General features: G+C 61.5%; 13 protein-coding genes. 10 read left to right on the top strand and 3 right to left on the bottom strand.

What is annotated here, in order from left to right:
• Positions 1-52: 52 nt before the first annotated feature.
• On the bottom strand, positions 53-709 hold the full coding sequence (locus KGB25_RS00690) for an HAD family hydrolase (RefSeq protein ID WP_008026084.1): 657 nt from the start codon (positions 707-709) through the stop codon (positions 53-55).
• A gap of 143 nt (positions 710-852) precedes the next feature.
• Here KGB25_RS00690 and KGB25_RS00695 point away from each other — a divergent pair, with 143 nt between their 5' ends.
• On the top strand, positions 853-1,332 hold the full coding sequence (locus KGB25_RS00695; RefSeq protein ID WP_007897732.1) for an RNA pyrophosphohydrolase: 480 nt from the start codon (positions 853-855) through the stop codon (positions 1,330-1,332).
• Positions 1,333-1,354: 22 nt separating this feature from the next.
• Positions 1,355-3,634 carry a phosphoenolpyruvate--protein phosphotransferase gene (gene ptsP / locus KGB25_RS00700; protein ID WP_008026086.1) on the top strand — a complete coding sequence of 760 codons (2,280 nt, stop codon included), beginning with the start codon at positions 1,355-1,357 and terminating at the stop codon, positions 3,632-3,634.
• A 104-nt stretch (positions 3,635-3,738) separates the two neighbouring features.
• Here ptsP and KGB25_RS00705 read toward each other — a convergent pair whose 3' ends face one another.
• A complete protein-coding gene (locus tag KGB25_RS00705) occupies positions 3,739-4,485 on the bottom strand; it encodes an NRDE family protein (RefSeq protein ID WP_008040768.1) in 747 nt (248 codons plus the stop codon).
• Positions 4,486-4,605: 120 nt separating this feature from the next.
• On the opposite strand from KGB25_RS00705, the gene KGB25_RS00710 reads away from it, so the two are divergent.
• From KGB25_RS00710 to KGB25_RS00720, 3 genes are all read left to right on the top strand, one after another.
• Positions 4,606-5,388: a sulfite exporter TauE/SafE family protein gene (locus KGB25_RS00710; RefSeq protein WP_008026089.1), complete on the top strand. Its 783-nt coding sequence runs from the start codon at positions 4,606-4,608 to the stop codon at positions 5,386-5,388.
• Positions 5,389-5,471: 83 nt separating this feature from the next.
• Positions 5,472-6,284 (top strand): prolipoprotein diacylglyceryl transferase, encoded by an 813-nt coding sequence (lgt, locus tag KGB25_RS00715; RefSeq protein ID WP_008040769.1) that lies wholly within the window; start codon positions 5,472-5,474, stop codon positions 6,282-6,284.
• A gap of 48 nt (positions 6,285-6,332) precedes the next feature.
• Positions 6,333-7,304 carry a thymidylate synthase gene (locus tag KGB25_RS00720; RefSeq protein ID WP_223434032.1) on the top strand — a complete coding sequence of 324 codons (972 nt, stop codon included), beginning with the start codon at positions 6,333-6,335 and terminating at the stop codon, positions 7,302-7,304.
• 124 nt (positions 7,305-7,428) lie between these two features.
• On the opposite strand, the gene cadR is transcribed toward KGB25_RS00720, so the two are convergent.
• Positions 7,429-7,878, bottom strand: coding sequence for a Cd(II)/Pb(II)-responsive transcriptional regulator (gene cadR, locus KGB25_RS00725; RefSeq protein ID WP_008040770.1), 450 nt, complete (start codon positions 7,876-7,878; stop codon positions 7,429-7,431).
• Between the two features lie 84 nt (positions 7,879-7,962).
• On the opposite strand from cadR, the gene KGB25_RS00730 reads away from it, so the two are divergent.
• The 5 genes from KGB25_RS00730 (at position 7,963) to KGB25_RS00750 (ending at position 15,189) form a co-directional block, all read left to right on the top strand.
• The gene (locus tag KGB25_RS00730) at positions 7,963-10,218 is read left to right on the top strand and encodes a heavy metal translocating P-type ATPase (protein ID WP_223434033.1); all 2,256 of its coding nucleotides are present in this window, start codon (positions 7,963-7,965) and stop codon (positions 10,216-10,218) included.
• A gap of 16 nt (positions 10,219-10,234) precedes the next feature.
• Positions 10,235-11,098 (top strand): LysR family transcriptional regulator, encoded by an 864-nt coding sequence (locus KGB25_RS00735; RefSeq protein ID WP_008026094.1) that lies wholly within the window; start codon positions 10,235-10,237, stop codon positions 11,096-11,098.
• 224 nt (positions 11,099-11,322) lie between these two features.
• Positions 11,323-12,399, top strand: a complete 1,077-nt coding sequence (locus KGB25_RS00740) for a putative 2-aminoethylphosphonate ABC transporter ATP-binding protein (protein WP_008026095.1) — start codon at positions 11,323-11,325, stop codon at positions 12,397-12,399.
• Entirely contained in the window at positions 12,399-14,123 is a 1,725-nt protein-coding gene (locus KGB25_RS00745) for a putative 2-aminoethylphosphonate ABC transporter permease subunit (RefSeq protein WP_223434034.1), read from the top strand. The genes KGB25_RS00740 and KGB25_RS00745 overlap by 1 nt, the downstream gene beginning before the upstream one ends.
• A 40-nt stretch (positions 14,124-14,163) precedes the next feature.
• On the top strand, positions 14,164-15,189 hold the full coding sequence (locus tag KGB25_RS00750; protein WP_008040773.1) for a putative 2-aminoethylphosphonate ABC transporter substrate-binding protein: 1,026 nt from the start codon (positions 14,164-14,166) through the stop codon (positions 15,187-15,189).
• The last annotated feature ends 114 nt before the right edge of the window (positions 15,190-15,303 follow it).

Raw genomic sequence — 15,303 nt, forward strand, 5'->3', positions numbered from 1 at the left:
TTCATAATTGACGCATGACCTGTAGGAGCGAGGCTTGCCCGCGAAGGCGATTTCAGTCACGCAACGAAATCACCGGCCAGCCACGTTTCTCGGCCTCGGCACGCAAATTCGGGTCCGGATCAACCGCCACCGGATTCGCCACCTGTTCCAGCAACGGAAAATCATTCATCGAGTCGCTGTAGAAGTAACTGTCTTCCAGCGAATGCCCGCTTTCTTCCAGCCAACGATTAAGCCGCGTCACCTTGCCTTCGCGGAAGCACGGCACGTCGGTGCTGCGCCCGGTGTAGCGGCCATCGACCATCTCGCACTCGGTGGCGATCAGGGTTTCAACGCCCAGGCGCTCGGCAATCGGACCTGTGACGAAGCGGTTGGTCGCCGTGATGATCACCAGTTTGTCGCCGGCATCGCGGTGCTTCTTCAGCAGCTCAAGTCCCTTGGGCAGCACGATCGGCTCGATGCAGTCGCGCATGTAATCGCTGTGCCACTGATCCAGCGTGGCCATTTCGGTGCGGCCGAGCACTTCCAGGCAAAAGTTCAGGTAGGCGGCGTTATCCAGCTTGCCGGCCAGGTAATCCTGATAGAACTCGTCGTTGCGTGTCTTGTAGGCGACGGCGTCGAGGAAGCCGCGTTCGCACAGGTAATCACCCCAGGCGTGGTCGCTGTCGCCGCCCAAAAGGGTGTTGTCCAAGTCGAATAAAGCCAGGCGCATTGCAGTTACTCGCTGAAAAGTCTGTAGAAAGGCGCCCAGAATACGGACTTTTCACAAGAGTGCACATAAGGTTGGCCGGCTCGTTGCTGCCTTCACAACCTTTGTGGAACAATGCGGCGACATGCGTTTGCGAGGTTGTTGCCGTGATCGACCCCGATGGTTTCCGCCCCAATGTCGGGATCATTCTCACGAATGATGCCGGACAGGTGCTATGGGCTCGCCGTATCAATCAAGATGCCTGGCAGTTTCCACAGGGTGGTATCAACCCCCAGGAGACGCCGGAAGACGCCTTGTACCGCGAGTTGAACGAAGAAGTGGGTCTGGAGCGCGAAGATGTTGAAATTCTCGCCTGCACCCGGGGCTGGTTGCGCTATCGTTTGCCGCAACGTCTGGTCCGTACCCACAGCCAACCGCTGTGCATCGGCCAGAAACAGAAATGGTTTCTCCTGCGCCTGATCTCCAACGAGCAGCGGGTGCGGATGGATTTGACCGGTAAACCGGAATTCGATGGCTGGCGCTGGGTCAGTTATTGGTATCCGTTGGGCCAGGTGGTGACATTCAAGCGCGAGGTTTATCGACGCGCTCTCAAAGAGCTTGCCCCGCGCCTTTTAGCGCGCGACTGACGACGGAGTTCGACCCCGAGCCATGCTCAATACGCTGCGCAAGATCGTCCAGGAAGTTAACTCCGCCAAGGATCTCAAGGCGGCGTTGGGGATTATTGTGTTGCGCGTCAAAGAGGCCATGGGCAGCCAGGTCTGCTCGGTCTACCTGCTTGACCCCGAGACCAACCGCTTCGTGCTGATGGCGACCGAGGGCTTGAACAAGCGCTCGATCGGCAAAGTCAGCATGGCACCCAACGAAGGTCTGGTCGGCCTGGTCGGCACGCGTGAAGAACCCCTGAACCTCGAAAACGCCGCGGATCACCCGCGCTACCGCTACTTCGCCGAGACCGGTGAAGAGCGCTACGCCTCCTTCCTCGGGGCGCCGATCATTCACCACCGCCGCGTTGTCGGCGTGTTGGTCATTCAGCAAAAAGAACGCCGCCAGTTCGATGAAGGTGAAGAAGCCTTCCTCGTGACCATGAGCGCGCAGCTTGCCGGGGTTATTGCCCACGCCGAGGCCACCGGTTCGATCCGTGGCCTGGGCCGTCAGGGCAAAGGCATCCAGGAAGCCAAGTTCATCGGCGTGCCGGGCTCGCCGGGCGCGGCGGTCGGTACGGCGGTGGTCATGCTGCCACCGGCCGATCTGGACGTGGTGCCGGACAAGACCATCAGCGACATCGACGCCGAACTGGCGTTGTTCAAGACCGCCATCGAAGGCGTGCGCGCCGACATGCGTGCGTTGTCGGCCAAACTGGCCTCGCAGTTGCGCCCCGAAGAGCGCGCCTTGTTCGACGTCTACCTGATGATGCTCGCCGACGAGGCGCTCGGCAGCGAAGTCACCACCGTAATCAAGACCGGTCAGTGGGCCCAGGGCGCGCTGCGTCAGGTGGTCACTGAGCACGTCAACCGTTTCGAATTGATGGACGACGCCTACCTGCGTGAGCGCGCATCGGACGTCAAGGACCTTGGTCGCCGTCTGCTCGCCTACTTGCAGGAAGAGCGCCAGCAGAACCTGGTCTACCCGGAAAAAACCATTCTGGTCAGCGAAGAACTGACGCCGGCGATGCTCGGCGAGGTGCCGGAAGGCACGCTGGTCGGTCTGGTTTCGGTCCTCGGTTCAGGTAACTCCCACGTCGCGATCCTCGCCCGGGCGATGGGCATCCCGACGGTGATGGGCCTGGTCGACCTGCCTTATGCCAAGGTCGACGGCATCGAATTGATCGTCGACGGCAACCGCGGCGAGGTCTACACCAACCCCAGCGATGTGCTGCGCAAGCAGTTCGCCGAGGTGGTGGAAGAAGAGAAACAACTGGCGCTCGGTCTCGATTCCCTGCGCGACCTGCCGTGCGTGACCCTCGACGGTCACCGCATGCCGCTGTGGGTCAACACCGGCCTGCTGGCGGACGTGGCGCGGGCGCAAAAGCGCGGCGCCGAAGGTGTCGGTCTGTACCGCACCGAAGTGCCGTTCATGATCAACCAGCGCTTCCCGAGCGAAAAAGAGCAGCTGGCGATCTATCGCGAGCAACTCGCCGCGTTCCACCCGCAACCGGTGACCATGCGCAGCCTGGACATCGGCGGCGACAAGTCGCTGTCGTACTTCCCGATCAAGGAAGACAACCCGTTCCTCGGCTGGCGCGGCATTCGCGTCACCCTCGACCACCCGGAAATCTTCCTGGTGCAGACCCGCGCCATGCTCAAGGCCAGCGAAGGCTTGAACAACCTGCGGATTCTGCTGCCGATGATCTCCGGCACCCATGAACTCGAAGAAGCCCTGCACCTGATTCACCGGGCGTGGGGCGAAGTCCGCGACGAAGGCACCGACGTGCCGATGCCGCCGATTGGCGTGATGATCGAGATTCCGGCGGCTGTTTATCAGACCAAGGAACTGGCGCGGCAAGTGGACTTCCTGTCGGTCGGTTCCAACGACCTGACCCAGTACCTGCTGGCCGTTGACCGCAACAACCCGCGAGTGGCCGACCTCTACGACTATTTGCACCCGGCGGTGCTACAGGCGTTGCAGACCGTAGTGCGTGACGCCCATGCCGAAGGCAAGCCGGTGAGCATCTGCGGCGAGATGGCGGGGGATCCGGCGGCGGCGGTGCTGCTGATGGCGATGGGCTTTGATAGTTTGTCGATGAACGCCACCAACCTGCCGAAGGTGAAGTGGATGCTGCGTCAGATCAACCTGAGCAAGGCCAAGGAATTGCTCGCGGAGCTGATGACCATCGACAACCCGCAAGTCATCCACAGCTCGCTGCAACTGGCGCTGAAGAACCTTGGGTTGGCGAAGATGGTCAGCCCGGCAGCGGTCAAAGCCCTCTAAAGGCTGCTGGCCTCTTCGCGGGCAAGCCTCGCTCCTACATGGAACGCGTAAATCCTGTAGGAGCGAGGCTTGCCCGCGAAGGCGTCCCCTAGTACGCCGAAAATCTAAACCCTGACCTCAACTTCCCCCAAATGCCCGCCATACGGCCCGAAACTCCGTTCGACCATCAGCCGCGTCCCATCCGCCTGAACAATCAACGCCGTACTCGCCCGCGTCCCATAACTCTGGCTGGCAATAAACACACTCGATAACAACGACTCGGTCGCCAGACCCACCCCGGTATCCGGCAGCTCTGCAAAAGGCGCTGTCTGCGAATCACTGAGCAACGCCAATAACGCCTCAGGCTGCGGATCCTCCAGAACAGCCTCCAGCGCCGCTCGCGCCTTGAGCAACTTCGGCCACGGCGTATCCAGACCAGCATTCGATAACCCATACACCCCGGCCGGCAGCAGCACCGCTTCAAGCTCCCGGGCATTGAAGTGCCACAGTTCATTGGCATTGCCGATCAGCAGGTTAAAACCGGCATATTCCAGTGAACGTCCAACAACGTCGTCCAAATAATCATCTATCGGCATGTCGCCGCTGAGAAATCGCGCAACCAGTTCACCTCGGGATTTTCGAGCGGCCGGTTGATGGGGATCGCGAATATTGGTCAGTGCCGCAAAGCGCCCGTTGGCGCCGACACCGAGCCAGGTGCCGCCGGCTTCCAGATCACGACCGGCGTAGACGTGCGGTGCTTCGGGCCATTGCGCCAGGGGCAGACTGGGCCGGGCATAGAATTCGTCACGGTTGGCGGCGACGATCAGCGGTTGGGCGTGGCCCGGGCGCCAGGCAAAGACAATCAGGCACATAAGGTGGTCCTTGTGTGTTTTTGCCCACTCTACGCAGTCATTGTGCGGGTATCCATCGCCATCCAGTGGAGCCGAAGGCCATGCATCCGTTACCATGCCGCTCTTCTTTGGGGGTCGTACATGGAATTTCTGCTCTATCTGGCGCTCGGCGCCTGTGCAGGCGTGCTGGCCGGCCTGTTTGGCGTCGGCGGCGGAATTATCATCGTGCCGGTGCTGGTGTTCAGTTTCACCTTGCAGGGTTTCGACGCCTCGATCCTGACGCATCTGGCGGTCGGCACATCCCTGGCTACGATCATCTTTACCTCGGTCAACGCAGTGCGCGAGCATCATCGCCGCGGTGCCGTGCGTTGGCCGATTTTTGCCTGGATGACCGTCGGCATCCTGCTCGGCGCCGGGTTCGGCGCGCTGACAGCCGAAGCGATCTCCGGGCCAAACCTGCAGAAAATCATCGGCGTGTTTGCCCTGGTCATCGCCGTGCAGTTGATGCTGGACGTCAAGCCCAAGGCCAGCCGAACGGTGCCGGGTAAAGTCGGTCTGACCGTGGCCGGCAGTGTGATTGGCTGGGCGTCGGCGATTTTCGGGATTGGCGGCGGTTCGCTGACCGTGCCGTTCCTGACCTGGCGCAGCGTGCCGATGCAGCAAGCGGTGGCCACGTCCTCGGCGTGCGGTCTGCCCATCGCGCTGGCCAGTGCATTAAGTTTCATGATTCTGGGCTGGCACGATCCGTTGCTGCCGGCCCATAGTCTCGGTTTTATTTATTTGCCGGCGCTGCTGGGGATCGCCCTGACCAGCATGGTCTTCGCCCGCCTCGGTGCGCGATTGGCCCACAGCCTGTCGCCGAAGTTGCTGAAAAGACTGTTCGCCGCTTTGCTGTTCTGCGTGGGTTTGAATTTTCTGATCTGACGCACCGCACAATCCTGGCTTAATCCTGAGGTGGCAGCGTCGCCCGGGAATTTTGAAGCTTTCAACTCTAACGAGGAGTCGCAATGCTGCCTTACCCGCAGATCGACCCGGTGGCCCTGGCCATCGGTCCGCTGAAAATCCACTGGTACGGCTTGATGTACCTGATCGGCATCGGCGGTGCGTGGCTGCTGGCGTCGCGCCGGCTCAACCGTTTCGACCCGACCTGGACCAAGGAGAAGCTCTCCGACATGGTCTTCTGGATGTCGATGGGCGTTATCGTCGGCGGTCGCCTGGGCTATGTGCTGTTCTACGATCTGCACGCTTACCTGGCCAACCCGACGCTGATTTTCGAAGTGTGGAAGGGTGGCATGTCGTTCCACGGCGGCTTCATCGGCGTGATGCTGGCGGCGTTGTGGTTCGGTAAGAAGAACAACAAGTCGTTCTTCCAGCTGATGGACTTCGTCGCGCCGATGGTGCCGATCGGCCTGGGCGCCGGGCGTATCGGCAACTTCATCAACGCCGAATTGTGGGGCAAGGCGACCGACGTGCCGTGGGCGATGATCTTCCCGCCGTTCAGCGATCCGGCGCAGTTGCCGCGTCACCCGTCGCAGCTGTATCAGTTCGCGCTGGAAGGCGTCGCGCTGTTCCTGATCCTGTGGCTGTTCTCGCGCAAGCCACGGCCGACCATGGCGGTGTCCGGGATGTTCGCGCTGTTCTATGGCATCTTCCGTTTCATCGTCGAATTCGTCCGCGTACCGGACGCGCAACTGGGCTATCTGGCCTGGAACTGGCTGACCATGGGCCAGGTGCTCTGCGTGCCGATGATCGTCGGCGGGCTGTTCCTGATCTGGCTGGCGTATCGCCGCGCCCCGGCGACTCCAGCGGCAGCCGTATAAATTCGAACCCCGGGGCTTTGGTCCCGGGTTCAAGGACACAGGTAACTCATGAAGCAATATCTCGAACTGGTCGCCCACGTCATCAAGAACGGCACCAAACAGGCCAACCGCACTGGCGTGAACACCATCAGCTTTCCGGGCGCGATGCTGCGTTACGACCTGCAGGAAGGTTTCCCGGCGATCACCACGCGCAAGATGGCCTTCAAATCGGCCATCGGCGAGATGTGCGGTTTTCTGCGTGGGGTGAACAACGCCGCCGAATTCCGTGCGCTGGGCTGCAAGGTCTGGGACCAGAACGCCAACGAAAACGCGCAATGGCTGGCCAACCCGTTCCGCCAGGGCGAAGACGACCTCGGCGAGATCTACGGCGTGCAATGGCGCAAATGGCCGGCGTACAAGCAGATCCCGGTCAGCAATCAGGCCGCCATCGAGCAGACCCTGAAGCAAGGCTACCGCCAGATCGCTGAAGGCGAAGAAGACGGTCAGTCCTACGTGGTGCTGTACAAGGCGATCGACCAGATCCGCCAGTGCGTCGACACCATCATCAAGGACCCGGGCAGCCGCCGCATCCTGTTCCACGGCTGGAACGTTGCGCAGCTTGATGAAATGGCCCTGCCGCCGTGTCACCTGCTGTACCAGTTCCACCCGAATGTCGAGACCAAGGAAATTTCCCTGACCCTCTACATCCGCTCCAACGACCTGGGCCTGGGCACGCCGTTCAACCTCACCGAAGGCGCCGCGCTGCTGAGCCTGATCGGTCGCCTGACCGGTTATACGCCGCGCTGGTTCACCTATTTCATCGGTGACGCGCACGTCTACGAAAACCATCTGGACATGCTCAACGAACAGCTCAAGCGCGAGCCGTTCCCGATGCCGAAGCTGGTGATCAGTGATCGTGTGCCGGAGTTTGCCAAGACGGGCGTGTATCAGCCGGAGTGGCTGGAGTTGATCGAACCGGGTGATTTTTCGCTTGAGGGTTATCAGCACCATGCGCCAATGACCGCGCCGATGGCGGTGTAAAACCACCGATTGACCCTGTGGGAGCGAGCCTGCTCGCGATGAGGCCATCACATTCAGCATCGATGTTGACTGTAATGCCGCCATCGCGAGCAGGCTCGCTCCCACATTTGGTTTTGTGGTGTTCCTAATGGCCGTGACTGCGGCCCACATGCGAATGCTCAACCTCCGTCGCCACAACCCCGCCGCTCACTTCCAACCGCTGCAAAATCCCGCATTGATCGATATCCGGCCCTTCGCCACAGCGTTGGCGCAGGTCGAGCAGTTGTGCCTGTAACGCCAGCAACCCGTCGATCCGCGCTTTCACGTGATGAATGTGCTCGTCGATCAGCGCATTCACGCTTTCACACTGATCCTGCGGGCTGTCGCGCAAGGCCAGCAGGCTGCGGATTTCCTCGAGCGTCATGTCGAGGGTGCGGCAGTTGCGGATGAAGGTCAGGCGCTCGGCGTGGGCCTGGGTGTAGACGCGGTAGTTGCCGTCGCTGCGGGCCGGTTCCGGCAGCAGGTTTTCGCGCTCGTAGTAGCGAATGGTTTCCACGGCGCAGTCCGTGAGCCTGGCCAGTTCTCCGATCTTCATGACGGCAATCTCCAAAAGGGTGCTTGACCCTATAGTGGCTACAGGGTCTTTACTTGGCAACAGGCACCTTATGGACGCGACCTGATGAGCGATTCCCGACACGATCACACACACGAGGCTGGTCACAGCCACAAACTGCAGCCTGTACAGAAACATGACCATGGCGGTCACGGGGATTCCTGCTGTTCTTCCAAAGCAGCGGCGCCGTCGCTGATCAAGCTCAGCGAAACGTCCACCGCCAACGCGCGGCTGAGCAGTTTCCGCATCGACGCGATGGACTGCCCGACCGAGCAGACGCTGATCCAGAACAAACTGGGCAAGCTCGCCGGTGTGCAGCAGCTGGAGTTCAACCTGATCAACCGCGTGTTGGGCGTCACTCATGACTTGCCGAGCACCGCGCCGATCATCGACGCGATCAAGTCGCTGGGCATGGTTGCCGAGCCGTTGGAGCAGGGCGTCGAAGCACCCGCCCCGGCACCTGAGAAAAAACCGTGGTGGCCACTGGCACTGTCCGGCGTGACCGCGCTCGCCGCCGAAGTGATCCACTTCACCGACGTAGCGCCCAACTGGGTCGTGGCGGTTATCGCGCTGGTCTCGATCCTCAGCGGCGGCCTCAGCACTTACAAAAAGGGCTGGATCGCCCTGAAAAACCTCAACCTCAACATCAACGCGCTGATGAGCATTGCGGTGACCGGCGCGATCCTGATCGGGCAGTGGCCGGAAGCGGCGATGGTGATGTTCCTGTTCACCGTGGCCGAGTTGATCGAGGCCAAGTCCCTGGACCGCGCGCGCAATGCAATCAGCGGTTTGATGCAGATGACCCCGGAGCAGGCCACGGTATTGCAGGCCGATGGCAGTTGGGTTTTGCAGGACGTCAAAACCATCGAGCTGGGCGCGCGGGTGCGCGTGCGTCCCGGCGAGCGGATTGGCCTGGACGGTGAAGTGGTGGCGGGCAGTTCAACCATCGATCAGGCACCGATCACGGGTGAAAGCCTGCCGGTCGAGAAGACGCTTGGCGACAAGGTTTTCGCCGGGACCATCAATCAGGCGGGTTCTCTGGAGTATTCCGTCACCGCCGCCGCCAACAATTCGACCCTGGCGCGGATCATCCACGCCGTCGAACAGGCGCAAGGCGCACGGGCACCGACTCAGCGTTTCGTTGATCAGTTTTCAAAAATCTACACCCCGGCGGTGTTCGCCCTGGCTTTGGCCGTCGCGGTAATTCCGCCGCTGTTCATGGGCGCGGTCTGGTTCGACTGGATCTATCGCGCGTTGGTATTGCTGGTGGTCGCGTGCCCGTGTGCGCTGGTGATCTCGACGCCAGTGACCATCGTCAGCGGCCTCGCGGCGGCGGCGCGCAAAGGGATTCTGGTCAAGGGCGGCGTTTATCTGGAGGGCGGGTACAAGCTCGATTACCTGGCGCTGGATAAAACCGGCACGATCACCCACGGCAAACCGGTGCAGACCGATTACCTGTCGCTTGACCCAACCGCTGATGCCTCGGCCCCGGGAATTGCGGCGGCATTGGCCGGGCGCTCGGACCACCCGGTGTCGCTGGCCATCGCCAATGCCGCTGTGGATAAAACCTTTGCGCCGCTCGTTGTGGATAACTTCGAAGCCCTGGCCGGTCGCGGGGTGCGCGGTGAAATCAACGGTCAGGTCTACCACTTGGGCAACCACCGTTTGGTCGAAGAGCTGAACCTGTGCTCGCCCGCCCTGGAAGAAAAGCTGTTTGCGCTGGAAAAACAGGGCAAGTCGGTGGTGCTGCTGCTCGACAAATCCGGCCCGCTGGCGCTGTTCGCCGTGGCCGATACGGTCAAGGAATCCAGCCGCGAAGCGATCCAGCAACTGCACGATTTGGGCATCAAAACCCTGATGCTCACTGGCGACAACGTCCACACCGCCCAGGCGATTGCCGCACAAGTCGGCATCGACGAAGCCAAGGGCGATCTGCTGCCGACCGATAAACTGCAAGCCATCGAAGCCCTTTATGCACAGGGCCATAGCGTCGGCATGGTCGGTGATGGCATCAATGACGCACCGGCACTGGCCCGGGCCGAGATTGGTTTTGCCATGGCCGCCGCCGGCACCGATACCGCCATCGAAACCGCCGATGTCGCCCTGATGGACGACGATCTGCGCAAAATCCCCACGTTCATCCGCCTGTCGCGGCAGACGTCGAGCATCCTCAAACAGAACATCGCCCTCGCTTTGGTCATCAAGGCTATCTTTCTTGGGGTAACCTTCGCCGGGATCGCCACCATGTGGATGGCGGTGTTTGCCGACATGGGCGTGAGCCTGTTGGTGGTGTTCAACGGTTTGCGCCTGTTGCGCAAGTAAGTGATGAGGAGCGGGTGTGCTGAGTGCCGAGCTGAAGGCGTTTTACATGGTGGCCCGTCTGGGCAGCATTACCCTGGCGGCGAAAAAGCTCGGCCTGAGCCAGCCCACCGTGACCACGCAAATCCGCAATCTGGAAAGCCAGTACTCGGTTGAACTGTTCTACCGTGGCGGTCGCCGCCTCAGCGTCAGTGATGAAGGTGCGCGGCTGCTGCCGATGGTCAAGACGCTGTTGCAGCAGGAAGCCGACATCGAGTTTTTCCTGCGTAACAGCGGCCAGGTCCAGGGCACTTTGCGCATCGCCGCCACGGCGCCGTATTACATCCTCGATCTGGTGAAGACCTTTCGCGAGCGCTTGCCGCAGGTGGAAGTGTCGGTGGAGATCGGCAACTCGCAGCAGGTGCTGGAAGCGTTGGAGGATTACCGGGTGGATGTCGCCGCGTCCTCGCAACTGCTCGATGATGCGCGACTGATTCGGCGGGTGCTCGGCAGCGATCCGCTGGTGTTGGCAGTGCATCGCAATCATCCGTTGGCGGTGCACGATCATGTGCCGCTCAGCGCGTTGGCCGGGCATACGTTGTTGATGCGTGAGTCAGGCTCGACCACTCGGCGTCTGACCGAAGAATTGCTGGCCAGCGCCGGGGTGAGTTTCGGCCCGTTGCTGGAGATCGGCAGCCGTGAATCGATCCGCGAGGCGGTGCTGCGCAACATCGGGATCAGCATCATTGCCCGGCAGGAAGTGCCGCACGATCCGCAATTGCGCGTGCTGACCATCGAGAATGCGCCGCAGATTCCGGAGTATTTGTACTGCCTCAAGGAACGCAAAGGCGCGCGGTTGCCGGCGGCGTTTCTGGGGTTGGCGCAGGAAATGGCCCCGGCCTGAGTTTTGCGTTGACTGTGCTGGCCTCTTCGCGGGCAAGCCTCGCTCCTACAGGGGAACGCATTTCTCTGTAGGAGCGAGGCTTGCCCGCGAAGGCGTCAGCCCGGACAACGAATAACTTGAACCAAAATCTCTGAATACCACTATCAGCCGTTTTGGCCTCACTGCCACATGACGGACGCATTACATCCCTAGGATGGCCTTCATCTGCTTGATGAGGCCCGTCCATGAACCACTCGATCGCAACTGCCCTGACCAACCCCGGCGCTCCGATGAAGGTGCGCGGCGTGCAGAAACGCTTCGGCGCTTTCACTGCGCTGGATAACGTTTCCCTCGACGTGGCGGCCGGTGAACTGGTGTGTCTGCTGGGGCCGTCGGGCTGTGGCAAGACCACCTTGCTGCGTTGCATCGCCGGTCTGGAGAAACAGGACAGCGGCGAGTTGTACCTCGGTGATCGCGACGTCTCGCACCTGGCACCTCAGGCGCGGGACTACGGCATTCTGTTTCAGTCCTACGCGTTGTTCCCCAATCTCACCGTCGAAGCGAACATTGCCTACGGCCTCGCCGGCAGCGGTCGCGATGAAGTGCGCAAGCGCGTCGGTCAGATGCTGGAACTGGTCGGCCTGACCGGCAGTGAGAAAAAGTACCCCGGCCAATTATCCGGCGGTCAGCAGCAACGTGTCGCACTGGCCCGCGCCCTGGCACCGGCGCCTTCGTTGTTGTTGCTGGACGAGCCGATGTCCGCCCTCGATGCCCGGGTCCGCGAGCACCTGTGCACCGAACTGCGCCAACTGCAACGCAGCCTCGGCATCACCACGCTGATGGTCACCCACAATCAGGACGAGGCCATGCTGATGGCCGACCGCATCGCCGTGATGAACAACGGCAAAGTCGAGCAATACGCCACGCCGCAGGAAATCTACGACCGCCCGGCCACGCCGTTCGTGGCGGAGTTTGTCGGTCAAGGCAACTGGCTGCCCTTCCAGCGCAGCAGCGACAGTCATGCCCAGGTCGGCGGGATGAACATGCGCCTGGCGGATGGCAGCGCGAAAACCGCGTCGGGTCGTTTGTTCTGCCGGCCCGAGGCGATCAACGTCAACCCGCTGGTGCATGAAGAAAACCTGTTCCCGGCCAAGGTTCGTGAAATCACCTTTCTCGGCAACCGCTGCCGCATGAGCTTCGAACTCGATCAACTGCCGGGTCACGCACTGCTGGCAGAACTGGCGCCGGAAGCCATGCCGCGCCTCGGCGCACAGCAGATCATGGTCGCCTTGCCGCCGCGCAGCCTGCAGGTGTTTGCCTGATGAGCGCGAATATCGCGCTGCCGATACCGCACAAGCAGGTTCGGCAGACCTCCCGTGCCGAGATCGGCGACCGGGTGTTCGTGGTCGGCGGCAAAGTTCTTTTGCTGGTGTTGCTCGGCGTCGCGGTGCTGATGCCGTTGCTGGCGATCTTCTGGCGTGGCTTCAGTTCGGAGGCCGGGCAGGGCGGTGGTCTGGTGGCTGCGCGTGAACTGGTCACCAGTGCGAATTTCCACTGGTTGCTCGGCAATAGCCTGAAAGTGTCCCTCAGCGTCGCGGCGATTGTCGTACCGCTGGCCTACCTGTTTGCCTACGCGCTGCAACGCACCCTGATTCCGGGCAAAGCTATCTGGCGTGGAATGTCGCTGTTGCCATTGATGGCGCCGTCGATGTTGCCGGGCATTGCGCTGGTTTATCTGTTTGGTAACCAAGGCATGTTGCGCGGTTTGCTCTCGGACAATATCTACGGCTACTGGGGCATTGTTCTCGGTGAGGTCATCTACACCTTCCCACACGCCTTGATGATTCTGCTGTCAGCGCTGTCCCTGGCGGATGCGCGACTGTTCGATGCCGCCTCCAGCATGGGCGCCAGTCCGGCGAAAGCCTTCCGCAGCATCACCTGGCCGGCGACGCGTCAGGCGGTGTTCGCTGCGTTCTGTCTTGTTTTCACCCTGACCATCACTGACTTCGGCGTGCCCGTGGTGGTCGGCGGCGACTATCAGGTGTTGGCGCTGGAAGCCTACAAAGCCGTGGTTGGTCAGCAACAATTCGGTCGCGGTGCGTTGATCGGCATGGTCCTGCTGCTGCCGGCGCTGTTCAGCTTCGGGGTCGATGCGTGGCTGCGCCGGCGTCACGGTGATTCCATGAGCGGTCGGGCGCAGGTCTTTCAACCGGCACCGTCGAAACTGCGCGACGGCTGCTACCTGGCCATCGTGCTGCTGATCTGCGCGGTGTTGCTGCTGGTGTTCGGCATGGCGGTGTTCTCGTCGCTGGTGAAGTTCTGGCCGTACAACCTGTCGCTGTCGCTCAATCATTACCAGTTCAACGACACGGCGGGCGGCGGTTGGCTGGCCTACGGCAACAGCGTGAAGATGGCCCTGTGCACGGCGTTGATCGGCAGCGTGCTGATCTTCACCGGCGCCTACCTGATGGAAAAAACCAAGGGCCAGCGCGGACTGAATCTGACATTGCGCATGCTCAGTTTCGTACCGATGGCGGTGCCGGGTCTGGTGCTGGGCCTGGGTTATGTCTTCTTCTTCAACCTCAGCGACAACCCGCTGCATGTGCTCTACGGGACCATGACCCTGCTGGTGGTCTGCACCATTGCTCACTATCTGACCACCGCGCAAATGACCGCGACCACGGCGCTGCGCCAACTCGACGCCGAGTTCGAAGCCGCCGCGCTGTCGCTCAAGGCGCCGCTGTACCGGCATTACCTGCGCGTCACCGTGCCGATCTGCCTGCCGGCGCTGCTGGACATCGTGCGTTACCTGTTCGTCTCGGCCATGACCACCGTCTCGGCGGCGATCTTCCTCTACAGCCCCGACACCATCCTCGCGGCGGTGGCGGTGCTGAACATGGACGACGCCGGCAACGTCGGCGGCGCGGCGGCGATGTCGACCCTGATTCTGTTCACCTCGGCGGGCGTGTCCCTGCTGCTGGCCTGGGCTTCGCGCGGTTTGCTGCGCCGTTCCCAAGCCTGGCGGCAGACCGCGCCCGGTCACTGATTTCCACTCCCGCAACCTCAACTCAAAACAGGAAAAGATCATGTTCAAGCCCCTGGCCCTGGCCGCTGCTGTCCTCACCGCTTTCAGCCTGAACGCCTTCGCGGCGAAAACCGAGTTGACGGTGTACACCGCCCTCGAAGCCGAACAACTGAAGACCTACAAAGAAGCCTTCGAAAAGGCTAACCCGGACGTCGAGATCAAGTGGGTGCGCGATTCCACCGGCATCATCACCGCCAAACTGCTGGCCGAAAAAGCCCGCCCGCAGGCTGATGCCGTCTGGGGCCTGGCCGCGTCGAGCCTGGCGATTCTCGATCAGCAAGGCATGCTGCAAAGCTACGCGCCGAAGGACCTCGGCAAAATCGGCGGCAACTACCGCGATGCCGCCAACCCGCCAGCCTGGGTTGGCATGGACGTCTGGGCCGCGACCATTTGCTTCAACACCGTCGAAGCCGAGAAGCAGGGTTTGACCAAGCCCGTGAGCTGGCAGGACCTGACCAAGCCTGAGTACAAAGGCAAGATCGTGATGCCGAACCCTGCCTCGTCCGGCACCGGTTTCCTCGACGTCAGCGCCTGGCTGCAAACCTTCGGCGAGAAGCAGGGCTGGCAGTACATGGACGACCTGCACCAGAACATCGGCCAGTACGTTCACTCCGGTTCCAAGCCTTGCAAACTGGCAGCGGCGGGTGAATTTCCGATTGGTATTTCCTTTGAATACCCGGCCGTTCAGTTGAAGCGCCAGGGCGCACCGCTGGACATCATCCTGCCGAAAGAAGGCCTGGGTTGGGAGATCGAAGCGACGGCGGTGATCAAGGGCACACCGCATGAAGACGCGGCGAAGAAACTGGCTGACTTCTCGGCCAGCCCTGCAGCGATGGAACTGTACAAAGAGAACTTCGCCGTCCTCGCTCAGCCGGGTATCGCCAAGCCGCAGACTGAATTGCCGGCGGATTACGAGCAGCGCCTGATCAAGAACGACTTCGCCTGGGCGTCGAAGAATCGCGACGAAATCCTGACCGAGTGGCGCAAGCGCTATGACGGCAAGTCCGAGAAAGTGGCTGCCAAGTAAGATTTTCATCGGCTGACGGGCCCCTTCGCGGGCAAGCCTCGCTCCTACAGAGAAATGCGTACCCCCTGTAGGAGCGAGGCTTGCCCGCGAAGGCGGCTTCAAACTCAGGACATC

The organism is Pseudomonas sp. BF-RE-21 (assembly GCF_019947305.1).
Lineage (GTDB): Bacteria > Pseudomonadota > Gammaproteobacteria > Pseudomonadales > Pseudomonadaceae > Aquipseudomonas > Aquipseudomonas migulae.

Bases quoted from the DNA above. Each gene is read 5' to 3' on its own strand.
- KGB25_RS00690 (WP_008026084.1), bottom strand. From the start codon at position 709: ATGCGCCTGGCTTTATTCGACTTGGACAACACCCTTTTGGGCGGCGAC.
- ptsP (WP_008026086.1), top strand. From the start codon at position 1,355: ATGCTCAATACGCTGCGCAAGATCGTCCAGGAAGTTAACTCCGCCAAG.
- KGB25_RS00705 (WP_008040768.1), bottom strand. From the start codon at position 4,485: ATGTGCCTGATTGTCTTTGCCTGGCGCCCGGGCCACGCCCAACCGCTG.
- KGB25_RS00710 (WP_008026089.1), top strand. From the start codon at position 4,606: ATGGAATTTCTGCTCTATCTGGCGCTCGGCGCCTGTGCAGGCGTGCTG.
- lgt (WP_008040769.1), top strand. From the start codon at position 5,472: ATGCTGCCTTACCCGCAGATCGACCCGGTGGCCCTGGCCATCGGTCCG.
- KGB25_RS00720 (WP_223434032.1), top strand. From the start codon at position 6,333: ATGAAGCAATATCTCGAACTGGTCGCCCACGTCATCAAGAACGGCACC.
- cadR (WP_008040770.1), bottom strand. From the start codon at position 7,878: ATGAAGATCGGAGAACTGGCCAGGCTCACGGACTGCGCCGTGGAAACC.
- KGB25_RS00730 (WP_223434033.1), top strand. From the start codon at position 7,963: ATGAGCGATTCCCGACACGATCACACACACGAGGCTGGTCACAGCCAC.
- KGB25_RS00740 (WP_008026095.1), top strand. From the start codon at position 11,323: ATGAACCACTCGATCGCAACTGCCCTGACCAACCCCGGCGCTCCGATG.
- KGB25_RS00745 (WP_223434034.1), top strand. From the start codon at position 12,399: ATGAGCGCGAATATCGCGCTGCCGATACCGCACAAGCAGGTTCGGCAG.
- KGB25_RS00750 (WP_008040773.1), top strand. From the start codon at position 14,164: ATGTTCAAGCCCCTGGCCCTGGCCGCTGCTGTCCTCACCGCTTTCAGC.